General features: G+C 61.5%; 19 protein-coding genes and 1 pseudogene. 11 read left to right on the forward strand and 9 right to left on the reverse strand.

The annotated features are described in order from the left end of the window. The first annotated feature begins 776 nt into the window (after positions 1–776). The 4 genes from K0F88_RS27650 to phnE are packed head-to-tail and all read left to right on the forward strand — an operon-like array spanning position 777 to position 4,007. Positions 777–1,628 carry a putative selenate ABC transporter substrate-binding protein gene (locus K0F88_RS27650; RefSeq protein WP_094467960.1) on the forward strand — a complete coding sequence of 284 codons (852 nt, stop codon included), beginning with the start codon at positions 777–779 and terminating at the stop codon, positions 1,626–1,628. Further along, positions 1,625–2,422 carry a phosphonate ABC transporter ATP-binding protein gene (locus K0F88_RS27655; RefSeq protein ID WP_094467961.1) on the forward strand — a complete coding sequence of 266 codons (798 nt, stop codon included), beginning with the start codon at positions 1,625–1,627 and terminating at the stop codon, positions 2,420–2,422. Before K0F88_RS27650 ends, K0F88_RS27655 begins: the two co-directional genes overlap by 4 nt. Further along, positions 2,416–3,243 carry an ABC transporter permease gene (locus K0F88_RS27660; RefSeq protein WP_094467962.1) on the forward strand — a complete coding sequence of 276 codons (828 nt, stop codon included), beginning with the start codon at positions 2,416–2,418 and terminating at the stop codon, positions 3,241–3,243. Before K0F88_RS27655 ends, K0F88_RS27660 begins: the two co-directional genes overlap by 7 nt. Continuing rightward, positions 3,240–4,007 carry a phosphonate ABC transporter, permease protein PhnE gene (gene phnE / locus K0F88_RS27665; protein WP_094467963.1) on the forward strand — a complete coding sequence of 256 codons (768 nt, stop codon included), beginning with the start codon at positions 3,240–3,242 and terminating at the stop codon, positions 4,005–4,007. Before K0F88_RS27660 ends, phnE begins: the two co-directional genes overlap by 4 nt. An 18-nt stretch (positions 4,008–4,025) precedes the next feature. On the opposite strand, the gene K0F88_RS27670 is transcribed toward phnE, so the two are convergent. Continuing rightward, positions 4,026–4,418, reverse strand: coding sequence for a GFA family protein (locus tag K0F88_RS27670; RefSeq protein WP_094467964.1), 393 nt, complete (start codon positions 4,416–4,418; stop codon positions 4,026–4,028). A 29-nt stretch (positions 4,419–4,447) separates the two neighbouring features. Then, positions 4,448–4,780 carry a hypothetical protein gene (locus K0F88_RS27675; protein ID WP_257605368.1) on the reverse strand — a complete coding sequence of 111 codons (333 nt, stop codon included), beginning with the start codon at positions 4,778–4,780 and terminating at the stop codon, positions 4,448–4,450. Positions 4,781–4,866: 86 nt separating this feature from the next. Here K0F88_RS27675 and K0F88_RS27680 point away from each other — a divergent pair, with 86 nt between their 5' ends. The 5 genes from K0F88_RS27680 (at position 4,867) to K0F88_RS27700 (ending at position 8,802) form a co-directional block, all read left to right on the forward strand. Then, positions 4,867–5,037: a hypothetical protein gene (locus K0F88_RS27680; protein WP_219097332.1), complete on the forward strand. Its 171-nt coding sequence runs from the start codon at positions 4,867–4,869 to the stop codon at positions 5,035–5,037. Between the two features lie 31 nt (positions 5,038–5,068). Beyond that, positions 5,069–5,305, forward strand: a complete 237-nt coding sequence (locus K0F88_RS27685; protein ID WP_219097350.1) for a hypothetical protein — start codon at positions 5,069–5,071, stop codon at positions 5,303–5,305. Positions 5,306–5,529: 224 nt separating this feature from the next. Beyond that, on the forward strand, positions 5,530–7,074 hold the full coding sequence (locus K0F88_RS27690) for a multicopper oxidase family protein (RefSeq protein WP_219097333.1): 1,545 nt from the start codon (positions 5,530–5,532) through the stop codon (positions 7,072–7,074). A gap of 12 nt (positions 7,075–7,086) precedes the next feature. Continuing rightward, positions 7,087–8,223, forward strand: a complete 1,137-nt coding sequence (locus K0F88_RS27695) for a hypothetical protein (RefSeq protein WP_219097334.1) — start codon at positions 7,087–7,089, stop codon at positions 8,221–8,223. Between the two features lie 3 nt (positions 8,224–8,226). Next, positions 8,227–8,802: an SCO family protein gene (locus K0F88_RS27700; protein ID WP_219097335.1), complete on the forward strand. Its 576-nt coding sequence runs from the start codon at positions 8,227–8,229 to the stop codon at positions 8,800–8,802. 35 nt (positions 8,803–8,837) lie between these two features. Here the strand turns inward: K0F88_RS27700 and K0F88_RS27705 are convergent, their stop codons facing one another. The 4 genes from K0F88_RS27705 to K0F88_RS27720 form a co-directional block, all read right to left on the reverse strand. Then, the gene (locus tag K0F88_RS27705) at positions 8,838–9,635 is read right to left on the reverse strand and encodes a transporter substrate-binding domain-containing protein (RefSeq protein ID WP_219097336.1); all 798 of its coding nucleotides are present in this window, start codon (positions 9,633–9,635) and stop codon (positions 8,838–8,840) included. A gap of 69 nt (positions 9,636–9,704) precedes the next feature. After that, on the reverse strand, positions 9,705–10,874 hold the full coding sequence (locus K0F88_RS27710; RefSeq protein ID WP_219097337.1) for an FAD-binding oxidoreductase: 1,170 nt from the start codon (positions 10,872–10,874) through the stop codon (positions 9,705–9,707). Positions 10,875–10,878: 4 nt separating this feature from the next. Further along, positions 10,879–12,534, reverse strand: coding sequence for an FAD-dependent oxidoreductase (locus K0F88_RS27715; protein ID WP_219097338.1), 1,656 nt, complete (start codon positions 12,532–12,534; stop codon positions 10,879–10,881). 46 nt (positions 12,535–12,580) lie between these two features. Next, complete coding sequence (locus tag K0F88_RS27720) at positions 12,581–13,927, reverse strand: FAD-binding oxidoreductase (protein WP_219097339.1); 1,347 nt, start codon at positions 13,925–13,927, stop codon at positions 12,581–12,583. Positions 13,928–14,054: 127 nt separating this feature from the next. On the opposite strand from K0F88_RS27720, the gene K0F88_RS27725 reads away from it, so the two are divergent. Continuing rightward, a complete protein-coding gene (locus K0F88_RS27725) occupies positions 14,055–14,927 on the forward strand; it encodes a LysR substrate-binding domain-containing protein (RefSeq protein WP_219097340.1) in 873 nt (290 codons plus the stop codon). Positions 14,928–15,136: 209 nt separating this feature from the next. Then, entirely contained in the window at positions 15,137–16,843 is a 1,707-nt protein-coding gene (locus K0F88_RS27730) for an amidase (RefSeq protein WP_219097341.1), read from the forward strand. Between the two features lie 70 nt (positions 16,844–16,913). Here K0F88_RS27730 and K0F88_RS27735 read toward each other — a convergent pair whose 3' ends face one another. From K0F88_RS27735 to K0F88_RS27745, 3 genes and pseudogenes are all read right to left on the reverse strand, one after another. Then, positions 16,914–18,065 carry a carboxylate-amine ligase gene (locus K0F88_RS27735; RefSeq protein WP_094467966.1) on the reverse strand — a complete coding sequence of 384 codons (1,152 nt, stop codon included), beginning with the start codon at positions 18,063–18,065 and terminating at the stop codon, positions 16,914–16,916. 585 nt (positions 18,066–18,650) lie between these two features. Beyond that, the gene (locus K0F88_RS27740; RefSeq protein ID WP_094467967.1) at positions 18,651–19,976 is read right to left on the reverse strand and encodes an OprD family porin; all 1,326 of its coding nucleotides are present in this window, start codon (positions 19,974–19,976) and stop codon (positions 18,651–18,653) included. A gap of 137 nt (positions 19,977–20,113) precedes the next feature. Continuing rightward, positions 20,114–20,682 (reverse strand): annotated as a pseudogene (locus K0F88_RS27745) (GntP family permease); the annotation flags it as partial.

Below are 20,682 nucleotides of genomic sequence, written 5' to 3' on the forward strand. Positions count from 1 at the left end.
TGATGTGGGCGCCCGGATTTAGGTAATGGTCGAGGGCGCGTTCGGCGGCATCGTGGAGTTTTCTGGAATCGAGGGATTCGTAGGGCGATGCCGGATTGGTGTCCGGTGGGTTGGGTGTTGGTTTGATCATGGTTGTACTCCTATTGCAGATTTTAAGGAGCCATCACCCTTGCTACCAAACGAGGGTGGCGGCCATACGCGGGTTGGTAGACCGGCTGCAATAGGAAACCCGGCGCTCACAAAGGAGCCCCACGCATGACCACCATATAAAGCCGAGCCCCAAAAAAGAGGCTGCATAAGGTGTTGCCATACGGCTATTTGCAGGCGGGCTACCAAACCCGATCACTGTTTTTCAGTGACCAGGAAACGATATAGCCCACCCCAAAGCCGCACAAGCCGGCGGATTCTGGCGCACGCGTAGGCAACGACGCAAGGCGTTGTAGCCGTTAGGACGTAACGCCGAGTGTCTTTAAACACGCGCACCCAAACATGTTTAAGGCACTAAAAAAACAGGGACACGTAGGGCTCGCCCAAACGCGTACACGCAGGCCTGTTTGCGTCAGAAAACAATGAGAGCGATTAAAATGCCGGTTAAATGCCAACGGCGTGGCCAAGGTTCAGTTCGAGCAATGGTGGTGCAGCCCTTCGCGACGCCTATTGACGAGGTCAAAACCGGTTAATATGCCCCCGCTTCGTCTACCCTCACAAAGCGCCAAGCAAGTTCAGCTTGTGCCAGGCGCATCGATATTTTTCCGTTCATTCACCGGAGAGCTTCCATGCTCAAGCGTACCCTGGCATTGGCCGTTGGCCTTACCCTGACATTTGGCAGCCTGTTGGCACAGGCCGCCGACACCTTGAAAGTCAGCGCGATTCCCGATGAAGCCCCTACTGAACTGCTGCGCAAGTTCAAGCCGCTGGGCGCTTATCTGGAGGAAAAACTGGGCATGAAGGTCGAGTTCGTGCCCGTGAGCGACTATCCGGCGGTGGTCGAGGCGTTGGCGACTGACCGCATCGACCTGGCCTGGCTGGGCGGTTTCACGTTTGTGCAGGCACGTCTGAAAACCGGTAATGCCATTCCGCTGGTGCAGCGCGAACAGGACGCCCAGTTCACCAGCAAATTCATCACCGCCGACCCGAACGTCAAATCCCTCGCCGACCTGAAGGGCAAGACCTTCGCGTTCGGCTCGGTGTCCTCCACGTCGGGCAGTCTCATGCCGCGCTATTTCATGCTCAAGGATGGCATCAAGCCTGAAACCTACTTCAGCCGCGTCGGCTACTCCGGCGCCCATGACGCCACCGTCGCCTGGGTCCAGGCCGGAAAGGTGGACGCCGGGGTACTGAACGCCAGCGTGTGGGAAAAACTGGTCGCCGCCGGCAAGGTCGACACCAACAAGGTCAAAGTGTTTGCGACCACCCCGGCCTACTTCGACTACAACTGGACGGTGCGCGGGACCCTCGACCCGGCGCTGGCGGCGAAGATCAAGGCCGCCTTCCTCGCACTCGATCCGGCCAACCCGAAGGACAAGGAAATCCTCGATTTGCAGGCGGCCAGCCGGTTCATCGAAACCAGTCCTGATAACTACAAAGGCATCGAGGAAGCCGCACGCGCCGCCGATCTGCTGAAATGACATTACGTCTGACCCAGGCCAGCCTGACTCACGCCAACGGCGTCCAGGCATTGCGAGACGTGGATCTGCACATCGGTGCAGGCGAGCAGGTTGCCGTCATCGGCCCGTCCGGCGCCGGCAAGTCGAGCCTGCTCAACCTGCTGGCCACCGCTTTGCCACCGGACAACGGCGAGTTGCAGGTGCTCGGCGAGCGCGCGTGGCAGCTGTCTGCCCGGCAGCGCCAGCGTTTGCGCGCACGCATCGGTCTGATCCATCAGTCGCCGCCCCTGCCACCGCGCCAGCGTGTGGTCACCGCGGTGCTGGCCGGAAAGTTGGGGCAATGGGGCCTGGGCAAGAGCCTGCTGAACCTGGTGCATCCGCTGGATATTCCGGGCGCCCGCGCTGCACTGGCCAGGCTCGACCTGAGCGACAAACTATTCGCCCAATGCCAGCAACTGTCCGGCGGACAGCTCCAGCGGGTGGGCATTGCCCGCGTGTTGTATCAAGCGCCCGAGGTGTTGCTGGCCGATGAGCCGGTTTCGGCGATGGACCCGGTGCTGGCCGAACACACGCTTTCGGTGCTCTGCCGCCATGCCCGGGAGCACAACGTCACCTTGGTCGCCAGCCTGCATGCGGTGGAGCTGGCCCTGGCGCACTTTTCGCGGATCATCGGCCTGCGTGACGGGCAGATCCTGTTCGACCTTGCGGCCAGCGACGTCGACCGCGAGCTGCTCGACAAGCTCTACGCCAACGAGCAGCTGCACTCCTCGCCGGTGCCTCCCGTGTCCTTGAGTGTGCAGATTCCCCGATGCTGACGCCTGCCGCCCGCGACCCCGCCGCCCTGCCCCGTTTGCTCCTCAGCCTGTTGGCGATCGCCCTGCTGTGGCCGGGCATCCACTTCAGCGAATTGGACCTCGGCGTTTTAGTCGCGAGTGACAGTCAGAGCGAGATGGGCCGGTTTGTCTCCGCCTTCTGGCCTCCGGCCCATGACGCCGAGTTCATCGAGCTGCTGTTGCAAGCCACGCTGCAGACCTTGGCCATCGCCACGGCCGGCATGGCCTTGGCGTTGCTGTTGGCCGTCCCTGCCAGCCTGCTGGCCAGTCGCGCCCTGTCGCTGTCGGCAGCCTCCCGTGCAGGTCGCCCAAGCTTCGGCGGCCAACTGCTGCGTTGGCCGGTACGCGGTTTGCTGATCTTTCTGCGCAGCGTGCCGGAGATCGTCTGGGCCCTGCTGTTCGTGCGCGCCGTCGGCCTCGGCCCGACCGCCGGGGTATTGGCCATTGCGATTACCTACAGCGGCATGTTGGGCAAGGTCTACGCAGAAATTTTCGAGTCGGTCGACCAGCGACCGGCCCATGCGTTACTGCGTTCAGGCAGCGGTCGACTGGCAGCGTTTTGCTACGGGATCTTGCCCAATGTCGCGGCGGAGCTGCTGTCGTACACGGTGTACCGCTGGGAGTGCGCGATCCGCGCCTCGGTGGTGATGGGCTTCGTCGGTGCCGGCGGTCTGGGTCAGCAAATGGATCTGTCGTTACGCATGTTCGCCGGGGGGGAAGTGGCCAGTTTGTTACTGACGTTCCTCGTCCTGGTGCTGCTCGCCGATCAACTCAGTCGCCTGCTGCGCTGGAGGCTGACATGAATCGCCTGATCAACCTGGCGCTGGTCCTGGGCATTGGCGCCGCGGTAGTCGCCTCGTTCATCTACCTGGGCATCGACCTCGGCGAACTCGGCGGCGCCGGAAACCTGAAGCAGATGGCTGCCTATGTGCAGCGTTTCCTCAGCCCGGACCTGAGCGCGGGTCATCTGCAAGCCATCGGTCACGGCGCGCTGGAAACCATTGCCATGTCCGCCTTGGGCACCCTGCTCGCGGCGGTGTTCGGTCTGCTGTTGGCATTGCCCGCGGCCGGGCGTTTCGGCTGGCCGTTGCAGAGTGCGTCGCGTCTGGTCCTCAATGCCTTGCGTGCGGTCCCGGAACTGGTGTGGGCGGCGCTGATGGTGCTGGCCGCCGGACTGGGCCCCAATGCCGGCACCCTCGCCTTGGCCCTGCACACCACCGGCGTACTCGGCCGGCTGTTTGCCGAAGCACTGGAAAACACCCCGCCCGAACCGGCCGACGCCATCCGCCTGCAGGGTGGCAATGCCGTGTGGGCGTTCTGTTACGGCACATTGCCCAACCTGTTGCCGCAGTTGCTGGCCTACATCCTGTACCGCTGGGAAAACAATATCCGCATGGCCAGTGTGCTCGGCTTCGTCGGCGCCGGTGGTTTGGGACAAATGCTGTATGTCAGCCTCAGCCTGTTCCAGGAAGCTCAAGCCAGCACGGTGATCCTGGCCATGTTGCTACTGGTGTTCGCCGTCGATTCATTGAGCAGCTGGAGCCGTCAACGCTGGGTCAAGACCTGACTGCTTTCGCAGAACGGCCTACTCCTCCAAACGCCCCGTCCCCTCACGGTCGTGCTTGTAGTGTCTGATGAGCGCAAACGCCGGCAACCAGGACTCGCGACGCACCATCCAGCTTTCGTAGGTTGGCGTCAGTTGATCAGGGGCATCGAGGGATCCCAGGTTCACTTCGATTTCGTCGGCGGTGCGTGCAAAAACGGACGAACCGCAGCGCGGACAAAAATGCCGCCCGGCGTAGTCGCGTGTTTCGCCCTCGATCTTCACTGCCTCCTGAGGGAAGATCGCGCTGGCATTGAAAAGAGCCCCATGATGCTTGCGGCAATCGAGACAGTGACAAACGCCGACACGGTAGGGCCGTCCTGACGCTTCGATTCGAACATTGCCGCACAGGCAGCCGCCGGTGAATCGGTCCATGTTGCGTCTCCTCTGAATCCGCCCCTGCCTCACGCTGTCGACATGGCAAACGTGATGAACCCTGTTGTTATGGTGGTCAAGGTCAGCCCGAGCAAAAACAGGCCGTCGGCAATTCGCTCCAGTTGATAATTGCGCTTGGCCTTGCGGGTCCGTAGCGCCCAATAGGCAATCAGGCTCGTCGTCAAATAAACGATCGCGTTGATCGCCAACAGGTTCTGCCCGATAACGTCCTCCTGCCTGACGTTGATCACCACCCGAAGAATCCCGACAACGGTGAGGCAGACCCCTACCATCGCCCCGGATGAGGCGAATATGTGGACACAGATGTCGTCATCCAGCGTGGTGTTTCGTTCGGAAATCATCGAGCCACCTCGTCATTGCAGATGAGATTAGCGGTCATGCTCATTGGCGTGGCCGAGCAGGATCATTGACTTAGTACGTGTATTGAATGGAAAACAAGGCCATTGATCTGGTCAGGTTCAGCGTAACCCAGAAGCCAAAATCGGCATTCTGCGCCCCGGGAAATCAGATAACCGGCGCGATGATTCAAGCCAGTCGAACACAGACCAGCGGGTTGGAAATATCGGGCGAAACCGCCTACTTTTTCCTCTTTGAATGACAACGCGGCGTGGACGAAAAGAAGCCATCAAATGCGATTCCTCAAAGCAATTCTCGTTACATCACTGCTTGGAGCAGCCCTGATTGCTCATATGGGCATCGCGACCGCCGAAGGAGACGTTGCGAAAGACGTCAGAGAGGACGTTCGTGATGTGGACAAAGATGTCGACCGAGACGGCAAAGACATCGATAAAGAAGCGAAGAAACTGGATAAAGAACGACATAAGGAAGGTCATCATCTCGATGAGGAGGCGAAAAAAGACCTTTGATGCTGATAGAAACGTGCTGTTCATCATTTGGACGCTGCTCCCTGGATCCGAAAACTTGCGCGTAACGAGAACTGTTCTAAACTGCGAAAAGTTGCGCGCAAACCTCTCAACGCCATGCAGGACGTGGCCTTGAGCATTTTCGCGGTGTCTTCTGATCACCCTTCGGCAACGCACAGGCGCACTGCGCCACGCAGTTCCTTGCCAAGCCATCGAAGGTCGCGATCATGCCCAGAGCTTTCAGCGTCCGCCCCTTTGCATTCTGCGCGAGCGTATTGGCGCTTTCATTGACCGGTTGTGCGACACAGCAGTCCGCTGAGCCTGCGTCACAATCACTGCGCCAGAATCCCGAATTCACCTACGATGCCAGCGGCGTGACCCACGCCACGCTGACGGCGGCCGAACAGCAGGTCAACGTCGGGAACGAGCGTTATGTTTCGCTGGTGTTCAACGGCGACTACGATTCGCCGCTGATTCGCACGCGACCGGGCGGCACCATGGCGATCCGCCTGGATAACCGCATGGACGAAATCACCAACCTGCATTTCCACGGCATGCAGGTGTCGCCCCTGGATCAGGGCGACAATATTTTTCGCGTGACCCAGCCCCATCAGGTCGGCGACTACAACGTCAAGCTGCCCCTCAATCACAGCCCTGGCGCCTACTGGTATCACAGCCATTTCCATGGTGGCTCCCAGCGTCAGGTGTCCGCCGGGATCGCCGGACCGATCCTCGTCGACGGCATGCTCGATCCGTTTCCCGAACTCAAGGGCATCAAGGAACAAGTGCTGGTCCTGCGTAACTTTCAGAAAACCCTGACGGGTAAAGTCGCCAGCGAGATCATCACCAGCGCGCCGTCGATTCGCACGGTCAACGGCCAGGAAGTGCCGATCATCGACATCAAGCCCGGCGAAACCCAGCTCTGGCATTTCATCAATATTGCGGCGAACCAGTATTTTAGGATTCGCATCAACGGTCAGTCGGTGCAGGTGTTGTCGCGCGATGGCAATACCGTTACGCGCCGGGTCGACGCCGATCAGGTGCTGATCGGGCCATCGGCGCGGTTCAGCGTGTTGGTGGTCGGGCCACCGGCAGGCACCTACGAAGTCGAAACAGGCTCCGGCAATACCGGCCCGGCCGGCGATGACTACCCGGCGGCCAAACTGGCGGTGTTGCGCTCCAGCGGTGAACGGGTCGCGACCCGGCAGATCACCAGCGCCTATCCGCCGGCAGAGGACTTCAGCAAGATCGCGGTGAACAAGACGCGTCAGTTCGCCTTCCAGGATTCGGACACCGACTCCACCGCGTTCTTGATCAACGGCACCCGCTTCGAACTGGACCGGGTCAACACCACGGTCAAGCTCGGCGATGTGGAAGAGTGGCGCCTGTTCAACCCGTCCCAGGAATTGCACCAGTTTCATATTCACCAGGTGGACTTCCAGGTCACCGAAATCAATGGCAAACCGGTGCAGTTCAGCGGCTACCGGGACAATGTGTTCATCCCCGCCACGGGCTCAATCACCGTGCGAATTCCGTTTCGCGATCCGGTGATCCTCGGCAAGTTTGTCTACCACTGCCACATCCTCGAACACGAGGACGGCGGCATGATGCAGGCAATCCAGGTGGTCAAGCCCGAGGACTACGAGCAGGCGGTCAAGCTCGAACCCCTGGGCGGGCTGTACGGTGAAAACAACCAGTTGTGCTCCTACCTGCGCAACACCGGACAGGACCCGAAAGCGTCCAGCCCGCCGATCAAGCCGCTCATCAAGTAAAAGGGGGGCGCCATGAGCAATTATCGCTTGGCTGTTTTGCTGGTGGGATCGGTGTGTGCCGTTGAATCGACGCTGGCCGATGACGGGCAATACCCCAACGTCGGCATGGATTACGACGCGACGTTTCAATATGACCACGTGCATGCCGATTCGCCCCAGGGCGGCAATCGCAACAGCACGGATGCCTACCCGGACATCAACACCACGTTTTACTTCCGTTTCACCCACGACCAGCAGATCCGGTTTTCCACCGAGATCAACCCCATCGCGGGGCCGGAACCTGGGCAGAAACGTTTTTTTGAAGACGTGGGACTGGTGATCAACGACCTCAACTATTACCAGAACAACGCCAACTCGGCCTTCAGTGTCGGCAAGTACCACGTGCCGTTCGGCCGCGCCCAGGACCAGGCACCCGGCCTCTACACCAATGATTACGTCAGCACCTACGACCTCGACGGCATGCTCGGCGGCACGGTGGCGTATCGGTTTTTCGATCAACGCCTGGGCATGATCGAACCCAACGTCAGTGTCTACACCGCCGACAATTCGTTTCTCGGCCGACCTTACCTGCGCCATGGCGAGAAGCTCCAACGCAGCGACGGTGGTCCTTCGAACACCGGGAAGCTCGACTCCTATGCGGTGACGGTGAACTGGCTGGCGATTCCGGCGGTGCCTTATCTGGAAACGCAGTTCGGCTACATGTTCAACAAAAAGGCCGAGGACGAGACGCAAGCCAATCCACCGGGTGAAGACGATGAAACCATCAAGATCGCCTCCGCCCGCTACATCTGGGCCTACGCGCCGAGCACCGACCTGGAGCCGACGCTGGCGGGGCGCTACTTCGATATCGTGCCCTTCATCGAATTCGCCGATGTCGACAATGAAGATGGCATCAAAGGCAATGACACCCGTTACCTCACCACCTCGCTGACGTTCGATTTCGGCGACTGGGCCCTTGGCGCAACCCGCACCGACAAGCATCGCGAATCGACCGGGGGCGCGGATCACCAGGATTACCTCAACGAACTGAGCCTGACCTACAACATCACCGGCCAGATCAAGCTCGGGCTGTCCGCCGGCACCCAGAAAGAGGACGGCCAAATGTCGGAACTGGTCGGGCTGGCGTTGACTTATTCGGGAGGGTATTGAGCGATGAACAGCCTACGCGTGGCAGGCCTTTTGCTGCTGATGGGGTTGGCGAGCGACGTCACGGCGGCGGCCCGTACCGACATCGGCGGGCCGTTTCAACTGACCAACCAGAATGGCCAGCGGGTCACCGAACGCAGCTTTGGCCAACCGGCGTTGCTGTACTTCGGGTTCATGACCTGCCCGGCCATTTGCCCTACTGACCTGGCGAAAATGGCCCGTATCAGTCGGCAACTGCAAAAAGACAAAGGCATCACGGTGCGACCGGTTTTCGTCACCATCGACCCGGAACGTGACACGCCGAAAAAACTCAAGGAGTACGTGGGCTACTTCGCCAAAGACTTCGTCGGGCTGACCGGTTCGGCGCAAGACATCGTGCGCATCACCGACGCTTATCACGTGTATTACAAGAAAGTGCCGTCCGGGGACAAGCCGGACCAGTACATGATGGACCACTCGACAATCCTGTTTCTACTCGACAGCCAGGGCCGCTACCTCAAGCATTTCGGTCGCGGGATGGATGAGCAAGACATCGAGAAACAGGTGGTCGCCGCACTGGAAAATGCAGCGACCGGTCGTTGAATCAAATCCCCCAGTTGCTTTCCGTTGACCAGGTTTCAGTGTGGCCAGAGATCCACCGGAAAGTACTTCTGCGAAATTTGCGTGTACTTGCCCGAGTCATGCAATTGCGTGAGCGCCTGATCGATTCGCGCCTTGAGTGCGGTGTCACTCTTGCGCAGGCCTGCGCCGATACCCAGGCCATAGAGCAAGGGGTCCATCTTGACGCTGCCGATGCCTTTCTCCTCGTAGGCCAACCCGTCCTGGGACTTGAGGAAATCGATGTCGCCGAGCTTGTCGAGGAACATGACGTCGATACGGCCCGCCAACAGATCGGCGTTGCAGTCATCCTGCGTGGTGTAAATGCGGATGTTCGATGCCTTGCCGTATGCGGTCTGGATGAACTCTGCGTTGGTGGTCGAGCCCTGCACACCGATGGATTTACCGGCCAGACCTTCCGGTGTCAGCGTCAGGTTGACGTCCTTCGCCGCGACAAAGATCCCCGTGGTCTCGTAGTACGGACGCGAGAACGCGATGACTTTCTGCCGTTCCGGGCTGATGCCCATTGAGTTGAAGAGCACGTCGAACTTGTTGGCGAGCAGGGCCGGAATGATGCCGTCCCAGGCCACTTCCTTGATCTCGCACTCGGCTTTCATCTGCTCGCAGAGCGCGCGGATCAGGTCGGGCTCGAAACCGGTGTATTGCCCGGTGGGCGTCTTGACGAGGAACGGCGGATACGGTTCGGCGGCAACGCCGAAACGCAGCTTGTCTTCTGTTGCGCCGGCCGGAGCGGTCAAGGCACTCAACGTCAGGCCGATGGAGGCCAGCAAAGCCAGATTGCGAAATATTCGTTTCATGGTCGATCCTTTTTTTTCAGGAGGATGGTTGCAAATAAAACGATTCAACATCAGTACAAAACAGCCTTTCTACGCCTGGGGCACCGGCAACGGTAGCCACCCCTGGATCGCTTGCCAGTCCGATTCCAGGCTCGCAAAACGAGAGAGCGAAAAGGTCGACAGGTCAGCGAAGCTGCACTCGCCGTCGACAACGAGATCGCGAATGGCGTGGCCGCTCGCCGGCGAGAGCCCGAAACCGACACCGGACATCGTCGCGACGGTGAGGTTATCCAGCGCCGCGGGACGGTCGATGACGGGGCGACCGTCCGGCGTGTTTTCGATGAACCCTGCCCAACTGCGAATCACCCGTTTGTGAGCGATTTTGGGGAACAGCTCGGCCAGTCGTTTGGCGATGTTGCATTGCAGGGGCGTCGACTGCGGACGTGTGCCACGCAGATCCGCGAGCTCGACCCATTCGTGCGGGCCGCCCCCATAGGCCAGGTTGCCGCGCAGGGTCTGCCGGCCATACAAACCGTTGCCATCCACGCCCCCCACCGCCAGTAACGGCAGCGGTTCGGTCACGATCATCTCCGCGCGAGCAGTGACCAGCGGAATGTCGACGCCCAGTTGGGCCGCCAGTTCACCGGTATGCGGGCCGGCGGCAATCACCAGGTGGTCGCAGGCGATCAAGCCTTGAGCCGTGCGCACGCCCGTCACGCGGTCGCCTTGGCGCTCGATGGCGACGACAGGCGTGTGCTCGAGCACCCGGCCGCCAAGATTTTGCAGCGCCCATGCATAGGCTTGCAGGGTCCGGTGTGGATTGGCGTGGCCGCCGAAATGGTAGTAATAGCCCGCCAATACGTTGTCGCCGGCGAAGGGCACGAGTTCCCGCACCTCCTGAGGGTCCAGGAGGTCAACACGCAACCCATAATACTGGGCTTCGTCCACGACTTTTTTGTCGAGTGACAACTGGTGTTCGGTGAGATCGATACTGATGCGGTCCGGGCGATATTCGGTCGGGTAGCCGAGCAGTTCGTCCATCATCGGCCAGAGCCGCTGCTCTTCGAGAAACAGCGGGCTGTGGTGATGCGAGCATCCGCCGCCATTACGGCCCGAGGCGCCCCAGCCAATCAGGTGGGCATCGAGGACCAGCACATCGACGCCCTCACGCGCGAGCCACCAGGCGGCGCTCAATCCGGTCACGCCGCCACCGACGATGACGACGGACGCACGGTTGGACGATTTCTTGACTGCGTGCATGGTGTCAGCCCTCGTTCTGCGGCGGGTTCAAGTGATCGACGACATCCAGTGGACGCCTGGCGACGGTTGGCTGGCCGGTGCACAACCAGAACGGCGTCCACTGTGACGGCATGTCAAACCAGGCATCCCAGCGGCTATGCATCGGTGGCGCTTCCTCGACCTGGCCGATCTGTCGCAGTGACAGCGGACGAACCGGCGGACGAAACGAGGCCAGCGCAATCTCGCCGACACTCAACCCGGCGCCAATGCCGAGCAAGGCCGCCACCTGTTCGCGGCAACGACGTCCCTGGCACGGTCCCATGCAGGCACGGGTGAGACGCTTGGTCACGTCCGGGTTGGGCGAGTCGTTTTTCATGGTGTTTTGCAAGGTGGCGTCAGCGGGTGTCCAGTCGAGATAGCGCGGCGGTTGCTGTCCGAGAATTTCGCTGGCCGTGACCTCTTCGCACAGGCAAACGAAGGTTTCGTTCTGTGCATGAACGGTGGACGCGCGCACCCAGGCCTCGCGATTGGCAGCCACATCACAGACCGGTTCGTCGGGCACCGACGCCTTGTCGTTCTGAGCAAGGTCGACTCCCAACGCCGACAGCGCGGCGTATGCGGCGATCCGCCCTTCGCGCCGGGCAATCGTGTCATCGAGGCTTTTCGAGGCCCAGACACCGGCGCAATCGCCCGCCACCAGAACAAACGGCAACGAGGTGCGCTGTGCAGCGTCCGTGTCGGTGACGTGGCCGCCGCGGTCGGCCTGAAATGAGGTGCTGCACCCCGCGGCTTCGACCAGTTCGATCGCTGGAATCGCCGCCACGCCCAGCAGCACCGTGTCGCACTCGATCTCGGTCAGAGCTCCGCCAACGGGGCTACCGGACGCGTCGACAGTGACCGCCGTAATGTGCGTGACGCCGAAAGCATCCCCGGCCGCCTCGCGAACGACATGCCCCGTCAACACCTGAGCGCCCTGCTCGACCAGCAACCCGAGGAGCGTTGGATCACCGCTCACCTGTGCGGCCTGTTCAATGATTGCCACGATATGCACGCCCTTGCCGATCAGCGCGTGGGCCGATGCCAGGGCTTGCGTGTCGCTGCCGACCAGCACCGCGCGCTTGCAATCCAGCGCCTCGTAAACCGTCGCCAACCGATGCGCAGCGCTGACGCCCATGACGCCAGGGCGATGCCAACCATCGAAGGCGAGGCCCATGTCGCGCCTTCCGGCGGCGACGATCACCTGCTTGAAGCGCAGCAGCCAGGCGTTTTCGTCATCGGCGAGGCCGGCGACCGCGCCCTCGATCCACGCCGTGGTGCGTTGCTGGGGAAACAGGCCCCAGACCGCCGTGCCGAGCCGCACGTCGACCCCGGCTTCCAGCGCTTCGACGATCTCCGGGCGGGCATCGAGCAGCGTCTGCAGCACGCTGTTGCGGTTAGCGACCCCGGCGCCCATGCGGCCACCGAAGTGCAGCGGCACCTCTTCGCCCATGGTTTCGAGGGGCACCGGGTTTTCGTCCACCAGCGTCACGCGCAGGCCCTGCCCTGCGGCGGTCAAGGCGGCCGCGAGCCCCGCCGGGCCCGCGCCGACGATGAGAATATCGGTCTCGTCGCTGATCGGCGGTGCTTTGCCTGCCAGCGACGCTGGATCGTAGTAGATGTCGGGTGTCAGAGGTCGTTTCACGGTGTTTCCCCCGGAAGGCGCGTGCGCGTTGGTTCGTGGGTATCGACTAGAACAGCGAAGACGGCGGCTTGACGTCGCCCTCGGCGAATCGCGACAGACGCAGCTGACGCATGTCCAGGCCCGGGTTGCCAGAGTTGATCCAGTCAGCCAGGGTCTTGCCTGTGATCGGGCCCATGGCAAAGCCGTGGCCGCAGAATCCGGTGGCCACCGCCAGGCCCCGTGGCGACGTTTGCGCATCGATGACAGGAATGCCATCCGGCAAGACATCGATAGCGCCTGCCCATCGGTCGGCGATCTGCGTATTCACCTGCCCGGGGAACGCGGCCTTTAACGCGTGCATGGCAGTTCCCAACCCCTTCTCATTGGGGTGGATAAGCGGATTGCGCTGGTGAATGCCCGCGCCGAGCCGCGACGCTTCCGACCACGGCATGCGCTGGTGCAGGTCCGTCAGGCACGCACCGTTCAAGTGAAAGCGAAACGACTTGCGCTGCGCCCACAGCGAAGGCGCATACCAATGGAGGGCGCGCAGATGGCCCAGCGTCATGTCGACATCGACATGGGCGTCGTCGGCGATGTTGAAGCTGCCATCGAGCCGTTGCCGAAAGCCCACGCCGTTGGCGATCGTAGAGATGCCGCTCAGCGTCGGGCCGGCCGTGGTCCGCGCCACCGTGCCCCTGACCAACTGCTGCGGCAGGGAGATGCCGAGCATCTTCAGCAGGCGGAACGTCGTCGCTCCAGCGGCGCACACCACCGTTTTCGCCTTCACGTAGCCGCGCTCGGTTTCAACGCCGACGACCTGGCCGGCGGCGACATCGATGCCTTTGGCGCCGCACTGTTCGACGATGTGCGCGCCCAGTTCACGGGCACGCATTGCATAGGCGCGAGCCACCAGCGTGGGTTCCGCCTGACCGTCGCTGGCGGTAAACAAACCGCCCAGTTGGGGGACCGCGTAACCCGGCAGTTTCTTCACTACTTCACGCGGCGACAGCATCACGGTGTCGAGCGAAAAGCTGCGCGCCACCGTCAGCCACGATTCGTATCCGTCACGTTCGACCTCATTGCCCGCAACGAACAGACAGCCGTCGTTGCGCCATCCCAGGTCGGTCTGAAGTTCGTGCTCCAACGAGCGCCAGAGCTCGATGCTGGCTTGCATCAGCGGCACTTCGGCCTCGTCACGCGATTGCTGGCGAACGAAGCCCCAGGCACGGGACGATTGCTGCCCCGCCAGCAGGCTTTTTTCGAGTACCAGCACCTTGGCGCCCGCTTTGCTGAGGTAGTACGCGCACGCACACCCCATCAGGCCACCGCCGATGATCGCCACGTCGACTTCACGAGGCAGGAGGTCGTCCCTGGTTGCCGAGACCTTGGCAAATGCCGCTGCTGGAGTGTTCATGAGGTGGACCGCCAGGTTGGAAATGACGCGTAGCGCCGTGTTGTTATTTCGGCTAAGAATGTGCCTCGATCATCTGAAGTTACAGTGATGTATCTGCATTAATCCCATGCGAGGAGCGCATAGACACATGAGCCGCCAACTGCCATCCATCGAGCTTTTGCAGGCGTTCCTGACGGTTGCCAAGACCGGCAACTTTGGCAAGGCCGGTGAGCAGCTCAACCTGAGCCAGAGCGCGGTGAGTCGGCAGATTGCGCAGCTGGAGACGCGCCTAGACAACCGTCTGTTCGAGCGGCACACGCGCAAAATCGTGCTCACCGCCGAAGGCCGGTCGCTGGTGCCGGTGGCGGAGCAGGTCATCGGCCTGCTGTCGGATGCCTCGCACATGCTCGCCACCGTGGGACGAAGTGTCAGCCTGCGCGCGCACCCGACGATGGCGGCGCGCTGGCTGATTCCACGGCTGACGGCGTTTTATTCCGTGCACCCGGAGGTGACCGTCAGCGTCGACACGGTGTATCACCGATTTCCCGACTTTGCGTTCGAATCGATCGACGCCATGATCGCCTACGGAACCGCCACCTGGCCCGACTTCGAAGCGCTGGAGTTGTGGGAAGAGGAGCTGATTCCGGTGTGTTCGCCGGCATTGCTTGTCGGGACGACCCCCGAAGAGGTGCTGAAGACCGGGCGCCTGGTGGACTCAAGCATGGATCGCCTGGACTGGCGCCGCTGGGAAGAGTATTACCCGGGCTCGACCGGGGCCGATAACGCGCATCTGACGTTCGATACGCTGGAGTCCGCAATCGTCGCGGTGAAATGTGGTCAGGGCATCGCGCTCGTCGACGCCGTGCTCACACGCGATGAGTTGCTCACCCAGCAACTGACGCGGGTGCATGCCGGCCGAATCGTCACCGGCGGACGTTATACGCTGGTCTATCCAAAGCGGGTGAAGCGCTCAAGCGGCTTTTCCGAGTTCCTGGAATGGCTGGAACAGGAAGCTTTGTGACAGGCATAAACCGTTTCAGCGTTTCCTTCTGCGCCCGCCTTGGTGCTAAATAGGCGGCCCAGGTTTCAAGTCCAGACCCTGTCGCGTATTGCCGTGCAACGAGAAATCGATATGAACACCCCTTTTGAGACACGTGATGCCCCTGAGCCCAAGACCCGGCAAGCGGCCAACCTTCACCTCCTCCCCCCTCAGCCGTCAGTGGTAACAGCATGATCGAAGTCACCGAAGTGTCCATTGCCCAATTACGTGCGGCGCTGGCGTCTGGCCAGACCACGGCGGTTGAGTTGGTCCAGGCCTACCTTGCCAGGATCGACGCCTACGACGGCCCCGACACGCCCACCGCGCTCAACGCGGTGGTGGTTCGCAACCCCGAGGCGCTCAACGAAGCGCAGGCGTCCGATGCCCGTCGGGCCAAGGGCGAAACGCTCGGCCCGCTGGATGGCATTCCCTACACGGCCAAGGACAGTTACCTGGTGAAAGGCCTCACCGCGGCCTCTGGCAGTCCGGCCTTCAAAGACCTGATTGCCTATCGCGATGCCTTCACCATCGAACGGCTGCGCGCCGCCGGGGCGATCTGCCTGGGCAAGACCAACATGCCGCCGATGGCCAATGGCGGCATGCAGCGCGGGGTCTATGGCCGTGCCGAGAGCCCGTACAACGCTGACTACCTGACGGCGCCTTTTGCGTCGGGCTCATCGAACGGTGCCGGGACTGCAACCGCCGCCAGTTTCGCGGCCTTCGGCCTCGCCGAAGAAACCTGGTCGAGCGGACGCGGTCCGGCCTCGAACAATGGCTTGTGCGCCTATACGCCTTCGCGCGGGGTGATCTCGGTGCGCGGCAACTGGCCGCTGACACCGACGATGGACGTGGTCGTGCCCTACGCGCGAACCATGGCCGACCTGCTTGAGGTGCTCGACGTGGTGGTGGCGGAAGACCCCGACACTCGCGGCGATCTGTGGCGGCTGCAACCCTGGGTGCCGATTCCGAGCGTCGCTTCGGTGCGCCCCGCGTCCTACGCCGGGCTGGCCGCGACCACCGATGCACTCGCTGGAAAACGCTTCGGCGTGCCGCGCATGTACATCAACGCGGACCCTGACGCGGGCACCAGCGAGGCGCCGGGCATCGGTGGCCCGACGGGGCAGAAAATCAACACCCGTCCTAGCGTGATCGGTCTCTGGGAAGAGGCCCGCCAGGCACTCGAAACCGCCGGTGCCGAGGTGGTCGAAGTCGACTTCCCGCTGGTCTCCAATTGCGAAGGCGATCGTCCGGGCGCACCGACCGTGTTCACCCGCGGCCTGGTGTCCAAGGAGTTCCTGCACCATGAGCTGTGGGACCTGTCGGCCTGGGCGTTCGATGATTTTCTGCGAGCCAACGGTGATCCGAAACTGCACCGCCTGGCCGATGTCGACGGGCCGCTGATCTTCCCGCACGACCCGGGCACCCTGCCCAATCGCGAAGACGAGCTCGCCGCCGGCATGGACGAATACGTGAAGATGGCCGAGCGTGGCATCACGCCGTGGGACCAGATCACCACCCTGCCGGACGGCCTGCGCGGGCTGGAAGAGACGCGTCGAATCGACCTGGAAGACTGGATGGATCGACTGAATCTCGATGCGGTGTTGTTCCCGACAGTGGCCGACGTCGGACCGGCGAATGCCGATGTCGATCCGCAGTCGGCGGACATCGCGTGGAGCAACGGTGTGTGGGTCGCCAACGGCAACCTCGCCATCCGCCACCTCGGTGTGCCGACGGTGACGGTGCCGATGGGCGTCATGCCGGATATCGGAATGCCGGTCGGGCTGACCTTTGCCGGTCGTGCCTATGACGATTCAGCGCTGCTGCGCTTTGCTTCGGCGTTTGAGTCGGCCGGCAGCAAACGAATGATCCCGCCCCGGACACCGCCGTTGCAGGGCTGAAATAGCTGCGCGCTGGTCTTCAGCCGAGCAAGCCTCCTGCGGTGAGGGGCTTGTTCGGCTGGAGATTGTCTTAGGTGAGCGCCATTTCACTGATGCACGACGCTTGCGACGTTTCCAGCAGCAACTGATCCACGACTTGCGACAGCGCGGCGTCAACACCCTCTCCCCCACGCACGGCTCGCGCATAGACGCTCCGCTGCCGGTCCGCACTGGTGCCGTCGCGGAGAATCCGGCGGGCCTGGACGAACACATCCTCCACGCCCATCTTCTGCGCCGTGTCCCCCAGAATCTGCTGCGCCCTGAACAGCCATTGCTCGGCAGAGAACGGCCGATCGTAGCCTTCAACGATGAAGGCTGCGTGGATGCCGGACCGTTTCGCCCGCCACCGATTTTCCTTGAGGATCCATTGCGACACTTGCGAATAGCTCAATCCCGGGCGGGGTTGGTCAATGGCATGGGCCACCAGCAAGCGAAACAAAGAGGCAATGCACAAGACGTCATCCAGGCGCGGACAGGCGTCCGTCATGCGCATCTCCAGCGTCGGGTACTTCGCGGCGGGGCGTAAACCCCACCAGCAATCGCCCGCCTGCTTGATGGTACCGGTGCGGATCAGCATGGCGACGTAGGCGTTATAGGCGCTTTGATCTTCGAAGAACTCCGGAATGCCCATCCGTGGCCACTCATCACACGCCGTTTGCCGGTAGCTCATGAAGCCGCTATCGGCGCCGTCCCAGAAAGGTGAAGAAGTGCTGAGTGCCAACAGCAACGGCATCCACGGCAAGACTTCGTTCATCACCTGAATACGGTCCACATGCCCAGGCACTTCAACATGCACGTGCAGGCCGGACAGCACGCTGCGCCTTGCCACGCGCTGGTAGTCTTCAAACAGTTGAACAAAATGAGGGTGGTCGGTGGCGTGCTGCAAACGCCAATCGGCCAACGGGTGGCTGCCGGCACTGAGCAGTCCCAGCCCGTACCCTTTGAGCGTTTGCCGCAACCTTGTGCGCGCAGAAAACAGGTACTCCGCTGCTTGCGCGACGCGGGTGAAGATGGGCGACGCGACTTCAATCTGCCCCCTGAACATCTCATGCGCGAAACAATCGCCGAGCACCACCTGACACGCTTCAATCGAAGCAACGGAAGGATTCTCGGCCATGCGCCGGGTGGCCAGGTCCGTGATGAAGTATTCCTCTTCAATGCCAAACTTCAGGTGTCTGTCCATCGATTCTCCTCTCGCCTTGCACACTGCAGTCTGGTGAGACCGACAAGGGATTCATGTCATCCCTCGCCTTCTGTCTGTCATCAAGCGTTCCGGGAGTTCGCAGTGAGTACAGCCTCCCTCACTGCAGATGACGAAGGGGGTGATGGGGAGTTCCAACGGAGTGATGATCTGCTTTTTTTGGGCGCGATCCTGCTCGCGAAGCGGCCGTGTCAGTCGCTATCAATGGCGGATGCAAGACCGTTATCGCGAGCAGGCTCGCTTCCACAGGAGTGAGGTTGGATCTGGATCTGGATCTGGCTTTTGATCTGGCTTTTGATCTTGATCTGCCCCGTCGGAAGGCCGAGCGGAGGTTCTGCGCAGTGGGCACCGCGGCAAGGATGCCGCGGTAGCCGCCCCCGGCCATGGATGGCCGATGGCGGCGGGCCCACGGAGCAGGACCGGAGCGAGGGCATGCCGAGCCACAGCGAGGCACCGGACGTCAGGGGCGAAAGCGCTTGGTTACTTGGCGCTCTTCCAAGTAACCCGCTGTAAGAGCGGAACCGTCAGTGGCCGTTACCGCAGAAATGGATATGCCCCCAAAAAGGGTTACAACAACGACAACGTGTAGTTAATGATGAACCGATTCTGATCCACATTCCGCCCCGCATCCGTGTTCGACTTACCATTACGCAAACTAAACCCAAGCCCCTTCAGCGACCCCGATTGCAATACGTAATCCAGCGTCATATCACGCTCCCACTCAGACTGATCCCCCGCGTTTTGCGCCTTGATCCCGGTCCCCTTCAGATACACGATCGTCGCCTTCAACCCCGGCACCCCCAACGGCGCGAAATCATAGCTGTACTGCCCGAAATTAGTCTCCTCGCCCGCACGGGCAAAGCTCTGGATCATCCGATCCGTCGGCAAGTAAACGCTACCACCACCCGCCCCCTTATCAATCAGGCTGCCCTGGTTCGGCTGAACAAAGTTGCTGCCATCACCCACCTGCTGATGCCCCAGCGACACCGCATGACCATTGTTGGCATAGGTGACCATCGCCACCCAAGTGTTGTTGTCGATCTCACCATTGTTGTCCTCGGTGTAACCCGACACCCGATAACCCTGCGCCCTGCCTGCGGCTGAACTGTTGGCACCGGTCGACGTGGTGCGGAAATAACGCAAGTCAGTGGTGAAGGAGCTTTTGCCGTCGATCGGCAGCACATGCGTCAGGCCGAAGAAGTTCTGGTTGTAGAAGTCTTCCATCTGCGCGAAGTAATACTGCGCCTTCAGGTCCTTGGTGACGTTGTAGTCACCCCCGGCGAAGTAGAACTTGTTGCTGTCCTGGGTGCTGCCCGCCACCGACAGTCCGGTGCGGTCAGTCGAGGCACGACCCACTGCGTGTTCAAGCACACCACTGGTCAACATCAGGCCATCGATGTCGTTCGAAGTGATCTGCGCACCGGTGAACGATTGCGGTAATACCCGGGCATCGTTCGAGATCAGGATCGGCAATTTTGGCAGCAACGTGCCGTAGCGGAATTCGGTTTTTGAGATGCGCATCTTCGCCGTCGGGCCAAAGCTGCTCCAGGCATCCGCCGCGCCGTCGCCCTCGGTCGGGATCATGCCGCTGCCGTTGTGGCGCCCGGTGCCGCTGTCCAGCGTAACCCCGAGCAGCGCCTGGGCATCGACCCCGAATCCAACGGTGCCTTGGGTAAACCCGGATTCATAGCGCAGCACAAACCCCTGCGCCGCTTCCTCGGTTTTCGAGGGCTCGGCGGCGCCGTCGCGGTTGTCGCTGTTGAAATACAAGGTGCGCATCGACAGGCTGGCTTTGCTGTCTTCGAGAAAACCGTGGCTGGGGGTGTCGGCTGCCTGTGCGCACATCGAACCTGTGGCCAACAAGAATGCGGTGGGGATTGCGTGCTTGAACATACGGAGCTCCAGGGTGTTTTTTTGTTTTTTTGACTGTTTGGCGACCGCTCTCCGCCCTTGGCACCCAAATGCGGCGCGCACGATGACGCGCTCAATGGGTGACCATGAGCCTTGAGGAAAGCGATCGGAGTGTTCGGTTAAATCAAGTAAGAAAGACCCACCGTCAGCGCGAAAGCCACCACCGAAATAATGGTCTCGAGCACGGTCCAGGTCTTGAAGGTCTGGGCAACGGTCATGTTGAAGTATTCCTTGATCAACCAGAAGCCGCCGTCGTTGACGTGGGAAAAGATAACTGACCCGGCACCGGTCGCCAGCACCAGCAACTCCGGGTGTGGGTATCCCAGACCGATGGCTACCGGCGCGACGATGCCCGAAGCGGTGGTCATGGCCACGGTGGCGGAGCCAGTGGCGATCCTCATCAACGCCGCAAACAGCCAACCCATGATCAGCGGCGACAGGTGAAATTCGTGGGCCAGGCTGACGATCTGATCGGTGACCCCAGCATCCACCAGAATCCGGTTCAAACCGCCGCCGGCGCCGACCAGCAAAGTGATGCTGGCGGTTGGCGCCAGGCATTCGTTGGTGAACCTGAGGATCGATTCGCGGCTGAAGCCTTGGGCGATGCCCAGGGTCCAGAAACTCAGCAAGGTCGCCAGCAGCAAGGCGATCACCGAGTTGCCGATGAACAGCAGGAACTGGTTGAAAC

Source organism: Pseudomonas sp. UMAB-40, assembly GCF_900095275.1.
In the GTDB taxonomy this organism is placed as follows: Bacteria; Pseudomonadota; Gammaproteobacteria; order Pseudomonadales; family Pseudomonadaceae; genus Aquipseudomonas; species Aquipseudomonas mandelii_B.

Excerpts from the sequence above, each read along its gene's own strand:
- K0F88_RS27650 (WP_094467960.1), top strand. The coding sequence starts at position 777 with ATGCTCAAGCGTACCCTGGCATTGGCCGTTGGCCTTACCCTGACATTT.
- K0F88_RS27655 (WP_094467961.1), top strand. The coding sequence starts at position 1,625 with ATGACATTACGTCTGACCCAGGCCAGCCTGACTCACGCCAACGGCGTC.
- K0F88_RS27660 (WP_094467962.1), top strand. The coding sequence starts at position 2,416 with ATGCTGACGCCTGCCGCCCGCGACCCCGCCGCCCTGCCCCGTTTGCTC.
- phnE (WP_094467963.1), top strand. The coding sequence starts at position 3,240 with ATGAATCGCCTGATCAACCTGGCGCTGGTCCTGGGCATTGGCGCCGCG.
- K0F88_RS27670 (WP_094467964.1), bottom strand. The coding sequence starts at position 4,418 with ATGGACCGATTCACCGGCGGCTGCCTGTGCGGCAATGTTCGAATCGAA.
- K0F88_RS27675 (WP_257605368.1), bottom strand. The coding sequence starts at position 4,780 with ATGATTTCCGAACGAAACACCACGCTGGATGACGACATCTGTGTCCAC.
- K0F88_RS27680 (WP_219097332.1), top strand. The coding sequence starts at position 4,867 with ATGGAAAACAAGGCCATTGATCTGGTCAGGTTCAGCGTAACCCAGAAG.
- K0F88_RS27685 (WP_219097350.1), top strand. The coding sequence starts at position 5,069 with ATGCGATTCCTCAAAGCAATTCTCGTTACATCACTGCTTGGAGCAGCC.
- K0F88_RS27690 (WP_219097333.1), top strand. The coding sequence starts at position 5,530 with ATGCCCAGAGCTTTCAGCGTCCGCCCCTTTGCATTCTGCGCGAGCGTA.
- K0F88_RS27695 (WP_219097334.1), top strand. The coding sequence starts at position 7,087 with ATGAGCAATTATCGCTTGGCTGTTTTGCTGGTGGGATCGGTGTGTGCC.
- K0F88_RS27700 (WP_219097335.1), top strand. The coding sequence starts at position 8,227 with ATGAACAGCCTACGCGTGGCAGGCCTTTTGCTGCTGATGGGGTTGGCG.
- K0F88_RS27705 (WP_219097336.1), bottom strand. The coding sequence starts at position 9,635 with ATGAAACGAATATTTCGCAATCTGGCTTTGCTGGCCTCCATCGGCCTG.
- K0F88_RS27710 (WP_219097337.1), bottom strand. The coding sequence starts at position 10,874 with ATGCACGCAGTCAAGAAATCGTCCAACCGTGCGTCCGTCGTCATCGTC.
- K0F88_RS27720 (WP_219097339.1), bottom strand. The coding sequence starts at position 13,927 with ATGAACACTCCAGCAGCGGCATTTGCCAAGGTCTCGGCAACCAGGGAC.
- K0F88_RS27725 (WP_219097340.1), top strand. The coding sequence starts at position 14,055 with ATGAGCCGCCAACTGCCATCCATCGAGCTTTTGCAGGCGTTCCTGACG.
- K0F88_RS27730 (WP_219097341.1), top strand. The coding sequence starts at position 15,137 with ATGATCGAAGTCACCGAAGTGTCCATTGCCCAATTACGTGCGGCGCTG.
- K0F88_RS27735 (WP_094467966.1), bottom strand. The coding sequence starts at position 18,065 with ATGGACAGACACCTGAAGTTTGGCATTGAAGAGGAATACTTCATCACG.
- K0F88_RS27740 (WP_094467967.1), bottom strand. The coding sequence starts at position 19,976 with ATGTTCAAGCACGCAATCCCCACCGCATTCTTGTTGGCCACAGGTTCG.